This window comes from Lysinibacillus sp. K60 (assembly GCF_019731275.1).
Classification (GTDB): domain Bacteria; phylum Bacillota; class Bacilli; order Bacillales_A; family Planococcaceae; genus Lysinibacillus; species Lysinibacillus capsici.
In genome coordinates this window covers 643,860-661,218 of record NZ_JAASJR010000001.1, presented here as the reverse complement: position 1 = coordinate 661,218, position 17,359 = coordinate 643,860, and the positions used below count along the sequence as shown (strand labels likewise).

General features: G+C 37.5%; 15 protein-coding genes and 1 pseudogene. 4 read left to right on the top strand and 12 right to left on the bottom strand.

Translation table 11 applies throughout. The features are described 5' to 3' along the window. Positions 1–40: 40 nt before the first annotated feature. Complete coding sequence (locus HCH28_RS03205) at positions 41–541, top strand: PaaI family thioesterase (RefSeq protein ID WP_221679699.1); 501 nt, start codon at positions 41–43, stop codon at positions 539–541. On the opposite strand, the gene HCH28_RS03200 is transcribed toward HCH28_RS03205, so the two are convergent. Continuing rightward, positions 522–1,994, bottom strand: coding sequence for a UDP-N-acetylmuramoyl-L-alanyl-D-glutamate--2,6-diaminopimelate ligase (locus HCH28_RS03200; protein ID WP_221679697.1), 1,473 nt, complete (start codon positions 1,992–1,994; stop codon positions 522–524). The two genes, HCH28_RS03205 and HCH28_RS03200, sit on opposite strands and share 20 nt — an antisense overlap. Before the next feature lie 151 nt (positions 1,995–2,145). Further along, positions 2,146–3,300, bottom strand: a complete 1,155-nt coding sequence (locus HCH28_RS03195) for a CAP domain-containing protein (RefSeq protein ID WP_221679694.1) — start codon at positions 3,298–3,300, stop codon at positions 2,146–2,148. Between the two features lie 147 nt (positions 3,301–3,447). On the opposite strand from HCH28_RS03195, the gene HCH28_RS03190 reads away from it, so the two are divergent. Then, positions 3,448–3,849, top strand: a complete 402-nt coding sequence (locus HCH28_RS03190; RefSeq protein ID WP_004224795.1) for a YugN family protein — start codon at positions 3,448–3,450, stop codon at positions 3,847–3,849. A gap of 146 nt (positions 3,850–3,995) precedes the next feature. Further along, positions 3,996–5,057: a sporulation integral membrane protein YtvI gene (ytvI, locus tag HCH28_RS03185; RefSeq protein WP_009373494.1), complete on the top strand. Its 1,062-nt coding sequence runs from the start codon at positions 3,996–3,998 to the stop codon at positions 5,055–5,057. Positions 5,058–5,071: 14 nt separating this feature from the next. On the opposite strand, the gene HCH28_RS03180 is transcribed toward ytvI, so the two are convergent. The 7 genes from HCH28_RS03180 to cyoE all read right to left on the bottom strand — a co-directional run bounded on the left by HCH28_RS03180 (position 5,072) and on the right by cyoE (position 11,677). Continuing rightward, a complete protein-coding gene (locus HCH28_RS03180) occupies positions 5,072–5,533 on the bottom strand; it encodes a DUF420 domain-containing protein (RefSeq protein WP_016992774.1) in 462 nt (153 codons plus the stop codon). Between the two features lie 40 nt (positions 5,534–5,573). Then, the gene (ctaG, locus tag HCH28_RS03175; protein ID WP_004224790.1) at positions 5,574–6,497 is read right to left on the bottom strand and encodes a cytochrome c oxidase assembly factor CtaG; all 924 of its coding nucleotides are present in this window, start codon (positions 6,495–6,497) and stop codon (positions 5,574–5,576) included. A 180-nt stretch (positions 6,498–6,677) separates the two neighbouring features. After that, a complete protein-coding gene (locus HCH28_RS03170; RefSeq protein ID WP_004224789.1) occupies positions 6,678–7,022 on the bottom strand; it encodes a cytochrome C oxidase subunit IV family protein in 345 nt (114 codons plus the stop codon). Continuing rightward, complete coding sequence (locus HCH28_RS03165; RefSeq protein ID WP_004224788.1) at positions 7,022–7,648, bottom strand: cytochrome c oxidase subunit 3; 627 nt, start codon at positions 7,646–7,648, stop codon at positions 7,022–7,024. The genes HCH28_RS03170 and HCH28_RS03165 overlap by 1 nt, the downstream gene beginning before the upstream one ends. Beyond that, complete coding sequence (ctaD, locus tag HCH28_RS03160) at positions 7,648–9,531, bottom strand: cytochrome c oxidase subunit I (protein WP_221679691.1); 1,884 nt, start codon at positions 9,529–9,531, stop codon at positions 7,648–7,650. The genes HCH28_RS03165 and ctaD overlap by 1 nt, the downstream gene beginning before the upstream one ends. A gap of 40 nt (positions 9,532–9,571) precedes the next feature. Continuing rightward, positions 9,572–10,660, bottom strand: coding sequence for a cytochrome c oxidase subunit II (gene coxB / locus HCH28_RS03155; protein WP_004224786.1), 1,089 nt, complete (start codon positions 10,658–10,660; stop codon positions 9,572–9,574). A gap of 99 nt (positions 10,661–10,759) precedes the next feature. Then, positions 10,760–11,677, bottom strand: coding sequence for a heme o synthase (gene cyoE, locus HCH28_RS03150; RefSeq protein WP_004224785.1), 918 nt, complete (start codon positions 11,675–11,677; stop codon positions 10,760–10,762). Positions 11,678–12,013: 336 nt separating this feature from the next. Between cyoE and HCH28_RS03145 the strand changes: the two genes are divergently transcribed. Continuing rightward, complete coding sequence (locus tag HCH28_RS03145; RefSeq protein ID WP_004224784.1) at positions 12,014–12,937, top strand: COX15/CtaA family protein; 924 nt, start codon at positions 12,014–12,016, stop codon at positions 12,935–12,937. A 50-nt stretch (positions 12,938–12,987) separates the two neighbouring features. Here the strand turns inward: HCH28_RS03145 and HCH28_RS03140 are convergent, their stop codons facing one another. The 3 genes and pseudogenes from HCH28_RS03140 to pyc form a co-directional block, all read right to left on the bottom strand. After that, complete coding sequence (locus HCH28_RS03140) at positions 12,988–13,176, bottom strand: hypothetical protein (RefSeq protein WP_004224783.1); 189 nt, start codon at positions 13,174–13,176, stop codon at positions 12,988–12,990. Then, a pseudogene (locus HCH28_RS25540) lies at positions 13,169–13,789 on the bottom strand (TetR/AcrR family transcriptional regulator). The gene HCH28_RS03140 and the pseudogene HCH28_RS25540 overlap by 8 nt, the downstream one beginning before the upstream one ends. Before the next feature lie 134 nt (positions 13,790–13,923). After that, entirely contained in the window at positions 13,924–17,358 is a 3,435-nt protein-coding gene (gene pyc, locus HCH28_RS03130; protein WP_221679689.1) for a pyruvate carboxylase, read from the bottom strand. Position 17,359: the final 1 nt, after the last annotated feature.

The following is a 17,359-nucleotide window of genomic DNA, read 5'->3' as shown; positions in this document are numbered from 1 at the left end:
TTTTACATTAATGATAATTTTCATGAAAGAGGTTTTCAAAATGATGACAACATCTAAGGATCAGGTTGAACAGTTAGTTGCCGAGATTTTACAAAACAGTACCGAGGAAGATGAAGAAGTTTTATTACATCTTTTAAAGGGCCTACGGGAGAAACAGCAGGGCATTCACCGTCGTTATATTAATGCTATTTTACATATGGTAGGTAAATTTGAGACTGAGGTCAGTGAGGTCCGTATCCCTATTACACCGGTCATCCACAATACGATAAAGGTGCCACATGGAGGTATTGTTGCAACGATTGCTGATGCCGCTATGGGAGGGCTTGCTTCGCGCTCTGTGCCTGAGGGCTATAATGTAGTTACTACGAATATGAATGTATCGTATATTGCTACCACCACAAATAAAGAATTGATTGCACGTGGTCGTTTTGTTCATAAGGGACGCCAAACGCTTGTCATGGAATGTGATATTGAAGATGAGACTGGTCGTAGGCTTGCTATTGCTACAGGATCTTTCTTCGTTATTCAGCGTCGTCCGTAATTAAACTCGCAAAATAGTCTTTAACACATTGTTGATCGGAAAAAGGGAACTTTTGATTTTTAATTTGCTGTGTTTGTTCATGCCCTTTTCCGGCAACAAGGACAATGTCACCCTTTTCTGCCTTTGCTAATGCTTGATGGATAGCAAGTTTGCGATCTAAATAAATTTCATAATATTGTTGCTCTGTAAAACCAGCAATAATACTTTCATTAATCACAATAGGATCTTCATCACGTGGATTATCTGTCGTTAAATAAATAACATCAGCGTATTTACTTGCTACTGCCCCCATTGCAAAGCGTTTCGCCTTATCTCGATTTCCTCCACAACTAAAGACAAGGTAAATTGTTTTAGAGCGATCAAAGGTTTGCAATACCGCTTGTAAAGCTTCTGCTGTATGGGCATAATCTACATAAACATCAATTCCTAATGGATTTTCAATCTTCTCCAGCCTGCCCTCTGGTAGCCTTAATGACCACATATGTCCAACTATATCTTCCATAGGTACACCTAAGCGCCATACAGCCATTAAGGAAGCAACAGCATTTTGCACATGGTATTTACCGACAAAAGGAATTTCTACAATATGCTCACTCGCGGAAGTCTGTAAACAAAGTACGGTTTTGCCAACTGATTCACTGACGATTTGGATATGTAAATCATTGTGATTATCAAAACCAAATGAGCAAGATTTTTTCTTATCATAAATGCCAACAGAACGGCAAAAATTATCATCTCCATTTAATACTAGCTTTTTTGATAAATCCGCTAAACGTTTCTTGGCACGTTTATAAGCTTCTAACCCTCCATGATCTTCTAAATGATCTTCTGATAAATTTAAAAATACACCACAGTCAATGTCACAATGATCGAGCCTATGCTGCTGCAACCCCATTGAAGAAGCCTCTAATACAACATGGGTCACACCTTTCCGCACACATTGCTTAAGAATGGGGTGTAATTCTTTAGCTTGCAATGTTGTTAATTGCTCATAAGCCGTTTGTTGTTTCTCACCATTGATGAAAAAGCCAACTGTTCCAATAACTGCTGCATGTTTATGTAGTGCATTTAGAAGCTGACTGACAAAATGGCTCACTGTAGTCTTTCCATTTGTACCTGTAATGGCGATAACAGTTAAAGCTTCTGCTGGAAAAGCAGCAAGCTTCGCACTTGCATACGATAAAAATAATGCTGTATTTGGAACCCATACAAATGGAATTTCTTTATCTATAATTGGCAAAGAGATACTTTCTTCTGAAACGATGGCAGCAGCTCCACGTGCCAATGCCTCTTTGACAAACCGACTTCCCGATGTTTTTTTTCCTTTTCGCACAATAAATATATCACCAGGTTGTACCGCCTGCGCATAGTCCTCTACACCAGTAATTTCTGTCCGTATAGATCCTCCCGTCACGCTACATGGCCAGTCTTTTAATAACTCTGCTAATTGCAAACCTCATTCCCCCTCTCAGTTCTCTATCATATGACGGCGTTTGTAACGGTGTGACGAAAAATGTAGAACCCTAAAAGAAGGAGAAACTCCACATAAAAAATGAAGACAAGCCCGTTTGTTGAAAGCTTGTCTTCATCTGAATATTATTCTGTTATGGTAAGGTTTGATTTGATTTATCTGTAGAATCTTCGCTATCTTGTTTTTCAATTTTCGTCTCTTCATTATCATGTTCTTCTCTATCCAGTTCTTGTGTAGTAGGTTCAAGATATATTTGCGTATAATAATCTACAAAGGCGCCAGAACCAACGTGGGTGTATCGATCATTCAAAAGAACTTTTCTGTGTTCAGGAGAATTTGTCCAGCCATGCATGGCTTCAATCGCATCAAAATAAGCAGTTGCTAGGTTTTCATTCGCTTCACTATACTCGATTTTTTGCGTCTGTAATCTTTTTTTTAGATCGCCATAGGTTGGAGATTCATGCGCTAAAAAATTTTGCACTTTCATGTCCTCACTATGCATTCTTGCTACTTCCTCCAAGGATTCATCCATTTCTAAAGGAAGTAAATCATGATGGACTCTTGTTACATTTAGCAAATCGTCTAATTGTTTAGCGCTAGCCACATCAATTTCTTGCTGTAAGAAAGAGGAAGGAGGAGTACGTCTAACAAGCTCCCCTTGATAGCTCATTTCATATGGCTGATGAAGGACAAGTGTTTCACTGTCTGTATATCGAATCCCTTGCAACTCACTTGTCTCCCTATCTATGTAAAGCTGTGCGTAAAGACCATCAAATTTGATAAGCAGCCTTGTTTGCATATCTTCTTCACTCATCGAAAAAATGAAAATATTTTCGCCTACAGTGGCGGCTACCTCATAATCAATGATCGTCATTCTGTATATTTCATCACGTTTTTGGCCTACTTTAAAAGGAAATGCATCAATTTCTTGTCCTGCTATGTAAATTTGTGTCACAATATTATTATCAATGCCAATCATAAAAAAAGTTGAAACATCTTCATTGTAGACCCACCATTGATAACCAAATGAAGACGGCTCTTTTCTTGCAGGCTCCCCATATTGTTCTAAAACAGTTTGTGTGCCTTTTCCTATCAATGTGGATATACCTGTTTGTGGACGTGTCATTGCGCCTATTGCAGGTTCCTGCTTTAGCTGTGTTTGAGGTATGATATTCGAATTGGTATTTGGGCCTTCTAGTGGCTCATTTTCCTTAGGGGTATTAAAAAACATAAAGCCAATTAATGCAACTGCACCACAAACCATTAAAATGCGGAATAAAGCTTTCATACAGGACTCCTTTTCATCACCATTATTGTAAGTTATTATATCAATTGTAATTGGGTTGACACAATGTTGTCATTGCAACAATGTCGAATATGCTCTATTATAAAAATGAGCGTATACTTTGTACGAGAACCTAAAGGAGGACTATACATGTATTTTGAAAATACTAACCTTGAAAATTTAACAGCTGATCAAGAGCTACTTGTCAGCATTATGAAAAAACATGGTTTAGAATGTGATGGCGGCTGGGATTACGAGCGTATGACATTCGATAAACGATTCGATACTCGTGAAGGTCGTTATTACCTACGCGTATTCGCATATGCTATTTCTGGTGACGTAGGTGCACACGATGCCATCCTTACATTAATGAAACCAGTCCTTGGTAAATATTATTATCCACATGGTGTTGAATATGGCGATGACGAGGTTTATCCAGCACACCTTGTAAAAAAATGTGAAGAAATCTTAAAAAAGGTTAAATTAGAGTTAGATCAATTCTCAATCGAGCCTACAAATAAAAATAACTTTGAACCTGTTAACGCACGCTAATCTTTCGTACATTGAAGTGACGGTAAGTAAGCATAAATAGCTTCATGGTTGTAAAAAGACTGGTGGTCCAGTCTTTTTTTATTTTGAGTAAAAAAAAATTTTTTTCTCATACTACCTATATCTATTACAAGATGTAGGTGAGAAAAATGTTATCATTTTTTAATCGTCCTTTTTTTCGTCATCCCATTATTGTTATCGCAATGGGTATACTGATCCTTTGGTCCATCTCCATATCATTACCAATTTTACTTGCCTACTTAACCGCGTTATTGTTAGAACCAATCATCGTTCGAATGAGTAAACGGTTTAGAAAAAAACGAAAAATCGTTGTCTTCTTCTTTTTTTTGTTTTTTCTAAGTATATCTTTATTATTATGTGCACTTATCCTCTATATAAGCTGGAAACAATTTTCTTCCTTTATTATTGATATACCTGATTATCTTAATCAATTGTCCGCCCTATGGATTCAAATGCAATCTAAGCTCAGCAATTACACCTATCATTTACCTGTAGAGTTAGTTTCACAAATTCAATTTATGATTGCAAAAGCTTTAGCATCCATCGAAAAATTTTCTTTATCCTTAACGAACGTCAATGTTTGGTCAACGTTACTAACATATATTCCCACACGTCTTTTTGATATATTTGTTTATTGGATTGTGTTGTATATGTTGCTTTTAGAATTACCAACAATTAATCGTAAATTATTAACGCCCGTTCCTTTTCATTACCATCAAAAAATAATCTTTATTGGCCAACGTGTTAAGCTAGCATTATTTGGATTTCTGAAAGCTCAATTACTTGTAGGGATAGGGATCTTTGCTATATCATTCGCTGCATTTTATTTTTTAAAAACACCCTTTCCTATACTGTTAGCACTTCTACTTGTTGTTTTAGACTTTATCCCTTTTCTTGATTCATTTATTTTATTAGTCCCATGGGCAATCTATCAGGTCTTTGCTGGCGATTATTTATATGCAGCTGTCTTAATTTTACTAACCATTGGACAATTTCTAGTCCGACGAATGATTGAGCCAAAAATTATTGGTGATAAAATTGGACTTTCTTCCTTGAATACCTTTATTGCCATGTTTATCGGTTTTAAAATCTTTGGATTTATTGGAATATTAATTGGTCCATTACTGGTTGTCGTAGTCCTTTCACTATTCCAACCAACTATAAAAAATCTCCCTCCTGCACAGAAATAAGGAGGGAGATTTTTTTAAAATCCTAAAATGGCTTTAATTACTGATGTTGTTTCACCAGGCTCAAATAAAATATACAATAATAAATAAACTAATACACCAGTTATAGCAACAAAGAACCAAATAATACTTGTAATTGGCCCAATTCGTCTGTGTAATTTAATGTTCATTTTCAAACCTGAAATAATACTAACGATACCGAACACAGCTCCAGATGTCGCTAAAATAATATGGAAAATCAAGAAGAACGTATAATATGGTTTTAAATCTTCTCCACCGCCAAAAGCTGTATTTCCAATAAAGATTGTACGGGACGCATAGATGATAAAGAAAATAAGTGCCGCAACACCTGCAGCAAGCATCACTTTCTTATGTCCCTCTACATTTCGCTTTATAATTAAGCCCCACCCTATCGCTACTAGTACCGCACTAATAACGATAAACGATGTACTAATAGTAGGCAAAATTTGCAATTCCATTGTCAAAACCCCTTACACAAAGTAAATTTCTATTCTTCAATTAATGTTGCTGTTGACTTTCCCACTTCTTTTGGTGGGCAGCTAAAGCGTCAGCAGTGATTTTATCCGGATCTTTTTGCTCAGATCGATACCATCTTGTGAAGATTGTACCAATTAGTACACCAAAAATAAGCTCTTGTAGGATTTTCATTAACACGCCACCTAATTGCTGATCTGCAACTGGTTTCATGTCTGTAAATAGCTCAGGTCCAGATAAAGATAATCCTGACAATGTAGAGGCTGGTACACAAAGCTCCATCGCCTTTAACCATGCATCACCATTTGTGTATGTCTCATACATTGCATTTGGGGCAAAGATGATTAATCCACAAGCAGGTGTAATTAAAACAGCATTAGCAATAATATACGCCAATTTATGCAAAGGCTTCATTTGATTACTATTTGGCATATTTTGAATTAAAGGCCAGTACATAAACACCGCAGATAGAAATAATACAAATGTATAGGTACCATGTAATGTTTCATTTAATTTAATGTAATCCAATATGGACGGTAAATGATAGAAAGAAAATAGACCAATAAATACAAAGACAGCAACAACTGGTAATGTTAGCACTTTAAACAATGTTCTAACTACTGGTGCCTCAATAGCCACCTTCCAAACCCACCAAGGAATCCCTTTAATTAAGAAAATAGGGACCAGCAATAACAGAATAGCCATTTGCACCATATGCATGGTAAACATAATATGAGCCATTAAATCGATAGGAGATCCTTTGATAATATAGATGGTAATCATAGCTAAAACAAAGTAAATAGCTTCACTTTTTTTCAAAGGTTCGCTTACTTTAAAATCCTTACGCCACTTTGTTGTGACTAAAAAATAGATGATTGTTATAAAAACAAGAACCCCTATTAAATACGGGCTCCACAATGCTTGGAAACCAAATATACTAAGTGGCATATAGAACGCACTCCTTTAAACTTCAGTACTCCTATTATAAAACGCTTACAGCTATACTGCAATGAACGAAAGGTGAACAAATGTTAAGTTTAACAGTGTTTGCCTCTTTTGATACCTAAATAACCTCAAAACATAAGAAAAGCACGTTCGTACAAAATAACGAACGTGCTTTTTTGGTGATTACCACCAAATGATTGTTAAAAATGCTAAGAAGAATGTAAATGCGATTAAAATTCCCATCCACATGAAGAAACCAATAACGCCACCAAAGTGAGTTTTTTTATCTTCTAAGTGCATGAAAGAATACAGTTGAAGTACAACTTGAACGCCAGCCAATAATAATACGAATGGCATAATTAAGTATTTAGAAAAATCAGCTGCAACTACTGCGAATGCGATAAAAGTGAAGAAAATCATAATCGCAAAGTTGATTACTTGTTTACGCATATGAACGGCATTATGATGACGATCATACTCATACTGTGCTTGTGACTTAGCAACTATAGGTGTATCGTGTGAAGACATTATCCGATCACTCCCATCAAGTATACTACTGTGAAGATAAATACCCAAACCACGTCGATAAAGTGCCAATATAAAGCAGCAACGAAGAATTTAGGTGCATTGTACAGGTTTAATCCACGTTTAGCATTACGGATCATTAAAGTACCAATCCATACAAGACCTAAAGTTACGTGGAAACCGTGTGTACCAACTAAAGAATAAAACGCTGTTGCAAATGCAGATTGATTAAATGTAAAACCAAGGTGCACATAGTGGTTGAACTCATAGATTTCAAGTGCTAAGAATCCAAGACCTAAAGCTAATGTAATCGCTAACCAAGTTTGCATACCTTTAAAGTTAAAGTTACGCATATGGTAAATTGCATAAACAGATGTTAGTGATGATGTTAATAATAACATTGTCATAGCAAATGCTAATGGTAATTCAAATAAACCTTGAGTTGTGAACTCCATGCCAGCTGGCCCTTTGTTCTTAAGCGCTAAATAAGTAGCGAATAAACTTGCGAAAAGTACAACTTCACAGGCAAGGAAAATCCAGAAACCAACGACTTTATTTTTACCTTCCATCGTAGCTTGTTCAGGATGATCTGGCCAAGTATGAGGAGTAAATTTAGTATTGAAATCCATTATTTATTTCCTCCTTTGCCGTAAAGTTGTTCTTCAATTTCAAGAATTTCTTCTTTGTGTAAATGGAAACCATGATCGTCTTTAACAGAACGAGCAATCATTGCACCAAATGTAATAGCTAAACCAATGATTAATACATAGATAGACCACGGCTTATCTGCGTCTGGATTGTAAAGTGCACCAAATGCTGCAATAAACATACCTAATGAAATAACGAATGGAATCGCTGAGTTATTTGGCATATGGATATCACCTAGCGGCTCAGCAAATGTTACCTCTTTATTACCTTCTTGTTTTTCAATCCACCATGGATCTAAACCACGAACAAGTGGAGTTTGACGGAAATTATAGAATGGAATTGGTTGTGGAATTGACCATTCTAAAGTACGTCCATCGCCCCATGGGTCGCGTCCTGCTGGTTTGCCCTTAATAGACATTAAGCAGTTGATTACCATTAAGATAACCCCTACACCCATCATTAATGCACCGATTGTAGAGATATAGTTGAATTGATCCCAACCTTGCCCTTCCATGTAAGTGAATACGCGACGTGGCATACCCATCAAACCTAAGAAATGTTGAAGGAAGAATGTTAAATGGAATCCGATAAAGAATACCCAGAAAGTAATTTTACCAAGCGTTTCGTTTAACATACGGTTGAAGAAAATTGGCCAGTAGAAGTGCGCTGAACCAAATAATGCTGTAACGATACCACCAACGATTACGTAGTGGAAGTGAGCAACGATAAAGTAAGAATCATGTAATTGATAGTCAAGAGGTGCAGATGCTTGCATGACCCCTGTAACACCACCCGCAACGAATGACGGGATGAATCCAAGTGCATAAAGCATTGGTGTTGTAACTTTAATAGATCCGCCCCAAATAGTTAGGATCCAGTTGAATACTTTCATACCTGTTGGAACCGCAATTGCCATTGTTGCAACAGCGAAGATTGCGTTTGCTGTTGGCCCAAGACCAACTGTAAACATATGGTGAGCCCAAACCATGAACCCTAAGAAACCAATTAAAATTGTAGCGAATACCATTGAAGAGTATCCGAATAGACGTTTACGAGAGAACGCTGGAATAATCTCAGAGAATAAACCGAATGCTGGTAATACTAAGATATAAACCTCTGGGTGTCCGAAGATCCAGAATAAGTGTTCCCAAATTACTGTGTTACCACCCATTGTATGGTCAAAGAAGTTACCACCGAACATACGGTCAAATAACATCATTAATAAACCAATTGTTAATGGGGGGAATGCGAATAAAATTAAGGCACTTGATACAAGAGCAGTCCAAGTGAATAATGGCATACGCATAAATGTCATACCTGGAGCACGCATTGTAATAATCGTAACGATAAAGTTAAGACCTGAAATTAATGTACCTGCCCCTGAAATTTGTAAACCAAGAACATAGAAATCAATACCATGTCCTGGAGAATATAAAGATAATGATGCATAAGAAGTCCAGCCCGCATCAGGAGCGCCACCCATAAAGAATGACAGGTGAAGGAATACTGCACCTAGGAAGAATAACCAGAACCCTAATGAGTTAAGGAACGGGAATGCAACGTCACGCGCACCAATTTGTAATGGTACAAGCATGTTCATAAATGCGAATAGTAGTGGCGTAGCAGCTAGGAATAACATTGTTGTTCCGTGCATTGTTAATAATTCATTGAAAAAACCAGCTGATACGAAATCATTATTTGGTTTCATTAATTGAATACGCATTAATAATGCTTCAAAACCAGCGATAGCGAAGAACAATGTACCGGCTAATAAATACATCACTGCTAACTTTTTATGGTCAACAGTAGTGATGTAATCCCAGACAGCTGCTCCAAAGCCCTTTTTCTGTGTGTATGAGCTCACAACTTTTACCTCCCTCAAAATTTGTTACATAGAACGAAAATTATTTTTCTACTGATAAGCCCATGATGTAAGTTGCAAGAGCTTCAATTTCTTCATCAGATAAATCACCGTAGATAGGCGCAGTGCCTTCAGCATTCATCATTAAGTTACCTGGTTTAAATTCCTCAGGGTTTTTAATCCAAGCTTTTAAGCTTTCTTCATTATGCTCTAAGAAACCAGCAACACGGTTACGGTCACCAAACGTAGTTAAGTTTGGACCTGGTGTACCGCCTGCTCCTGAACCAGAGATAGCATGACAGCCTAAGCAGCTATTAGCAAAAGTTGCTTCACCAAGATCAGTGGAAGCTTTGTCAGCAGTTTGTCCTTCAGTTGCTTTCATTGCATCAACCCATGCATCAAATGCATCAGGGCTTAATGTTTTTACTTTAAAGTCCATTAATGCATGTGAAGGTCCACATAATTCAGCACATTTTCCATAAAATACGCCATCTTTAAGATCTTTTGATTCTTTATCGAATACTAAGTAGAATTTGTTTAAGTTTTCCACGTTTGTATCCATTTTACCGCCTACAGCAGGAATCCAGAATGAGTGCTTAACATCGGCAGCTTTTAAATTAAAGTAAACTTTTTCACCTGTTGGTACCACTAGCTCTTGAGCCGTTACGATACCTTGGTTAGGATATTCGAATTCCCACCAGTATAATTTTGCCGTTACATTGATCGTTAGGGCTGTTTTGTTCCCTTCTTCATCTACCTCATCCATTGCAGCAACATCTGCAAATTTATAAGTAGTTGTAACAACTGGTACAGCGATAATTAATAATAAAATAATCGGAATAACTGTCCAAATCACTTCTAAAGTATGACTACCTTCTACTTGCTTAGGTATAACATTTTCACCTACGCGTGCACGACGGTATTTTAGGAATGCAAGTAAATAGATAACGGATACTATTACTACTACTAGCGTCATAATTACAGTAGTTAACAGTAATAAATTTAATTGTTGTTTACCTACTTCTCCAGATGGTTTTAGTGTAGAAAGATAATCTTCACCACAACCTGAAAGGAAAACCATCATCACTGCTAGAAGTGAAAAAAGACGCCATTTTTTAAGCCCTTTCATCATAGCTTAATTAAACCCCTCTTTCTTTGTTGTATTTTCATGTGTACCTAGGACATCAGTTCTGTCTATATGAATTCTTATAAAAAGAAAGAATCCCTAACTTTAGCTAAACACCGCAAATATTATGATGGCTACAAATAGTATGGTCATATGATTCAACGAATAAATAAACATTTTATTTGCCCATTTCATATCATCTTTTGTTGTAAAGCCTTTCAGAGCTAGTATTAACCAACCCAAGTTCAATGCAGTAGCAAGAGTTAAAAAGCCAATTCCAAGCTCTGTTAAAAGGAAAGGTAACGGTAATAATAAAAGAATCCAGAATAACATTGAGTACTTTGTACGTTTAAATCCCTTTATAACAGGTAGCATTGGTATTTTAGCTGCACGATATTCCTCAGTCCGTTTCATAGCAAGCGCATAGAAATGTGGTGGTTGCCATGCAAACATGATAAGGAATAAAGCTAGTGCTCCTGGACCTAAGGCAGGCTCAATCGCCGCGAATCCAATAACAGGAGGAATAGCCCCCGAAATACTACCTACAACCGTGTTACTAACATGCTTCCTCTTTGACCACATTGAATACAGAACGACATAAGCAAATATTCCTACTAGTCCCCACATGCCGGCTGCAAACGATGCCGCAAATAACAAAATTTCACCTACAATTAAAAATGAGAGGGCAATGGTCAACACAAAGTTTGGCTTAAATCTGCCTGTCACTGTCGGTCTTGCCTTTGTTCTTTTCATGATAGGATCTATATCCTGATCAATGAAGTTATTCATTGCACCTGAGCCACCAATGATTAATGCCGCACCCAGCATGGTGTAAAATATGACATCAAGCTCTTGCAAGAAATGTCTACTAGTAAACTGAAAAGCCAGCCACATCCCTGTAAACGTTGTGACAAGATTCGAGTTAACGATTCCAATTTTTATTAGTGCTAAGAAATCTTTTACAACAGATGTTGTTTCAGGACCAGTATTTCTAGTAGCCGCCAGTGTACGACCGTTTGACATAATACCTCTCCTTTCATTTTTGTAAGCATATTCCGCTAACAATAACTATAGCGAAATTTGCGATTGATTTCTAGACATTAAGTGAAATTTAGATGAAGTTGTAAAAATTAGTTTTGTCTAGAAATATAATTAAAAACAACATATCTATAGTAAAACATTTTCTAAAATGAATTGTGAAGGTTAAAGCACGAAATTATGAACAATTTGTGAAATGGAATCGACATCTAGTAGTCCCTTCTCTTTACAAGTTGTTTTTTATACGTATTTTCGATATTATCTAGTAGCAGAAACATTACGTGCTTGTAATGTTGATAGATAAAGTAGGTGACTCATTTTATGCAACACAACAGGTATTTGAAGTGGTTTGCTGTTGCCGCTACAGTAGGGATGCTCCTTATATTACTAGGTGGGGCTCTCGTTACCAAAACAGATAGTGGCCTAGGCTGTGGTCGAAACTGGCCTGATTGTAATGGATCTCTTATTCCAAAAGAGATTACACCAGAAGTCCTTATTGAATTCTCACATCGTCTCGTAACAGGAGTTGTATCTATTTCAATTCTTGTGTTAACCGTTTGGACATGGCGTAAGCTCGGACATATTCGCGAAGTAAAACTATTAGGTTTCCTAGCAATGTTTTTCTTAATCGCGCAAGCTCTTATTGGAGCAGCTCAAGTATTATGGGGGCAAGGTGATTTCATCTTAGCACTTCATTTTGGGATATCTCTGATTTCCTTTGCCGCGGTTCTTCTTCTCTCTATGATTGTATTTGAAGTCGATCGGAAATTTGATGCCGATAACGTATTTATTGGTAAAAAGTTACGTTGGCATACAATTGCTGTCACAATTTATTCTTATTTAGTCGTTTATACAGGGGCGCTAGTTCGTCATACAGATTCGAGCTTAATTTGTCCTGATTGGCCATTTTGCTATAATGAAACACCTTTCGCACCCCCGAATAATATGTATGAATGGGTGCAAATGGGACATCGATTAGCTGTTCTTATTATTTTCATTTGGATTGCATACATAACTTGGCACGCTGTAAAGGAATATAAACATCAACGTGTTATATACTATGGATGGATAATTGCTTTTTCTATAGTAGTTTTACAAGTTATTGCAGGTATGTTAGTAGTCCTTACTAAACTGAATTTAACGGTAGCTTTACTGCATTCATTATTTATTTCCCTTTTATTCGGTTTATTATGCTATATGATCATGCTAGTTGCTAGAAGTAATTATAATGAGAAAAAGAAATAGCCTATTAAAAAGATTCGCCACCAAAGATGTGTCGAATCTTTTTTCTATGACTATTTTTGTTTCTTCATAGCTTCAGTTCCTATAATTCCAACAATTAAGATAATCATGGATACTAGTGCATAATCTTTAAAAAATGTTGTAAAGGGAATGTCGAAATATCGACAAATTAGTGTTACGAGACGGCCTCCTAATAAAATTAAACCAATGACTAACATCCAGTTGAATAGCGCTCTAAGCATTTTTTTGCCCCTCTACTTTCATTGCTGTCCATATAATATTTGTTACTTCGAGACTGTAATCCTCTGCCGCAATAACAAGCGGTCCCCCTATAAGCATGTATTCACCAATCGCTCCTTGAATTACTTTTGCCATTACATTGACAGAGCGAACACTAAATGTCCCCTGTTTTTTCCATCTCCTAAAATATTTCATAATGCCGTCAAAAGTGGGTCTTCCTCTTCATCCGGCAGTTTATAGTAAGGGATGTCTTGTACAGTCCGAGCGTTGAAGTCAATTTCTAATAATGCTGCATTTTCTTTTGGGTGTGTCGTTTGATAAGCAATGCTTGCCTCTATGAAGTTTGCTAATTGTGTGACAGGGTCACTGGCAGAATATGTTTTTGTCAAAATAAAAGTTGTGGATTGCTCAATTAGTGTCTGCGTACTTTGGTTGATTAAATCTTGTCGATCTACAAAGTGATAAGAAATTATTGCCTGTGCTGATAGAAGCAGGTTTAGCGATTTGTGCTAAACTCGCCTTTACATAGCCTATATCATCAAGTGGCGTTATCGTAGCTTCAATAATTTGCTGCTTTCTTGCTTCCTGAATAAAGGTATTTTTATTGCTATCCATAGAACCCTCCTGATTGATTAGCCTAACATTTTTTTGATTAAGTAATCAAATTGTATATGATTTATCGCTTAACACAATAAAAAAGGTTATATAGATGCAATAAAAAGCATCTAATAACCTTTTTTCACGACTATCTATTCAATTTCAATTAATAGATCCCCTGTAGAAATCGCATCTCCTGCACTCGCATATACTTCTTTTACAATGCCGTCTTTAGGTGCTTGGACAGTTGTTTCCATTTTCATGGCTTCTGTAATTAACAGATGATCCCCACGTTTAACAGGACTACCTTTAGAAACAACAACTTTTAACACAGTACCTGGCATTGTAGCACCAATTTGGTTTGGATTGCTTGGATCGGCTTTTAACGCTAAATTGCCATCAACCTCAACAGTCATATCTTGAATCACCAATTCACGCGATTGTCCATTGAGCTCAAAGTAAAGGACACGTGTTCCATTGTGTTGTGGTTCCCCGATTGAAACGAGTTTAATAATCAATGTTTTACCTTTTTCAATTTCGACCTCAATAATTTCTCCAAGCTTTAAGCCATATAAGAATGTCGGTGTGTCAAGAACTGAAATATTGCCAAAGGATTCTGCTGTTTTCGCATATTCCTCAAAGACTTTTGGATAAAGTGCATAAGCCAGTACATCTTTTTTCGTAACTGGACGATTTAACTTTTCCTCTAGTACAGCCTCTAATTGATCAAACTGAATAGGCTCTAATAATTCTCCTGGACGAACTGTAATTGCTTCACGATCTTTTAATACTACTTGTTGTAATGTCTCTGGGAACCCGCCATGCGGCTGCCCAAGATAACCTTGGAAGAATTCAATCACAGAATCTGGGAAGTCAATCGTTTTTCCTCTTGTTAAGACCGTATTTTCGTCTAGATCATTTTGCACCATAAATAAAGCCATATCACCTACCACCTTGGAGGATGGTGTCACTTTAACAATATCACCAAATAGTAGATTTACACGGGAATACATGCGTTTCACTTCTTCCCATCGATCACCAAGCCCTACAGCTTTTGCTTGTTGCTGTAAGTTACTATACTGACCACCAGGCATCTCATGTACGTAAATCTCAGAATGTGGGCTGATCATGCCACTTTCAAAATCTTTATAGTATTTACGAACATCTTCCCAGTAGTACGATAATTTTTCTAATGCATCGATATCTGCTCGTACCTCACGTTTGCCGCCCTTCATTGCATAGTACAAGGAGTTTGCACTCGGTTGAGATGTTAGGCCTGCCATAGATCCAAGCGCTGTATCTATGATATCAACACCTGCTTCTATCGCTTTAGCATATAAATAAATTCCATTGCCACTAGTATCATGTGTATGCAAGTGGATTGGCAGACTTGTCGTCTCTTTTAACTCGGAAATTAAACGGTACGCCGCTTCTGGTTTCAATAAACCAGCCATATCTTTAATTGCTAAAATATGGGCTCCAGCTGCTTCAAGCTCTTTGGCCATATCCTTATAGTATTGCACTGAATATTTCGCACGGCTGTCATCGAGGATATCCCCTGTATAACAGATTGCCGCTTCAGCAATTTTTCCAGATTGACGCACAGCATCTATTGCTACTTCCATGCCTTTAATCCAATTCAAGCTATCGAAAATACGGAATACATCAATTCCTGATGAAGCTGATTCAGCGATAAATTCTCGGATTAGATTGTCAGGATAGTTTGTATAACCAACAGCATTAGCTCCACGCAGTAACATCTGGAATAGCACGTTCGGCACTTGCTCACGGAGTTTCGCTAGTCGCTCCCATGGATCTTCTTTTAAGAAGCGATACGCTACATCGAATGTTGCCCCGCCCCACATTTCCAGTGAGAATAACTGATGCATCATGCGAGCTGTTGCATCCGCAATTTGATACATATCCTGTGAACGAACACGTGTTGCAAGTAGAGATTGGTGTGCATCACGGAATGTAGTGTCTGTTAGTAGTACGTCTTCCTGTGCTAAAATCCACTGGACTAAGCCATCTGCTCCCTGTGTATCTAAAATCTGCTTCGTACCTGCTGGTGGTAAAATTAAAGGATCAATTTTAGGTTGGTTTGGCTGAACAAAGATAGGTTTTGATTTCTTCTCTACACCAGGGAAGCCATTTAAGGTCACATTCCCTATATAGCTTAACAGCTTTGTTCCACGGTCTTTACGGACAGGGAACTCAAAAAGCTCTGGTGTTGTATCAATAAAGCTAGTATCAAAGGCTCCTGATAAAAACTTCTCATGTGTCACCACATTATTTAAAAACGGAATATTTGTTTTAACGCCACGAATACGGAATTCTTTTAAATTACGATCCATTTTCGCAGCAGCTTCTTTAAAGTTCATACCCGAAGTGGAAATTTTAACTAATAAAGAGTCATAGTATGGTGTTACGACAGCACCTTGGAATCCATTCCCGGCATCTAATCGCACGCCAAAACCACCACTTGAGCGGTAAACCATTAACTTTCCTGTATCTGGCATAAAGTCATTTGCAGGGTCTTCTGTTGTCACACGGGCTTGAATGGCATAGCCAATCATTGGCATGTCTTCTTGCTTTGGCATATGAATTTCTTCACTGTGAAGTCCATAGCCTGCCGCTACCTTGATTTGGGCATGGACGATATCAACACCTGTAATCATTTCTGTAATTGTATGTTCTACTTGAATGCGAGGGTTTACCTCGATGAAATAAAAATCGTCTCCTGCGACTAAAAATTCCACTGTCCCTGCATTTATGTACGAGACATTCTTCATTAATTTCACAGCTGCATCGCAAATACGATTTCTTAACTCTTGTGAAATCGAATGAGATGGCGCAATTTCTACCACTTTTTGATGTCGACGCTGAATTGAGCAATCACGCTCATATAAATGCACAATATTGCCGTGTTTATCGCCAATAATTTGTACTTCAATGTGTTTTGGTTTTATGATTGCTTTTTCTACATATACTTCATCGGAACCAAAAGCAGCCTTTGCCTCAGATTTTGCTCTTTCATAGGAGGAAGCAAGATCCTCTGGCCTATGGACTAGACGCATCCCACGACCACCACCGCCAAGTGCTGCCTTAATCATAACTGGATAACCATAATTGCTAGCAAACGTCTCTACCTCTGCTAGATCGGCTACTGGGCCATCTGTACCAGGAATAACAGGAATCTCAGCCGCAATGGCTTGAGAACGTGCTTTGACCTTATCTCCAAACATATCTAAATGCTGAGAAGTTGGTCCGATAAAGACAATGCCCTCTTCCTCACAGCGACGTGCAAATTCCACGTTTTCTGATAAAAAACCATACCCTGGATGAATCGCATCAACATCTGCATCTTTTGCGATGGCAATAATACCTTCAATATCTAAATAAGCATCGATTGGTTTCTTGCCAGCTCCCACTAAATAAGCTTCATCTGCTTTAAAGCGATGAAAAGCACCACTATCTTCTCTTGAATAGATGGCAACAGTTTGGATATTCAGCTCCGTACAAGCACGGAAAATACGAATTGCAATTTCTCCTCGATTGGCTACGAGAATTTTGTTGATTGATTCCATA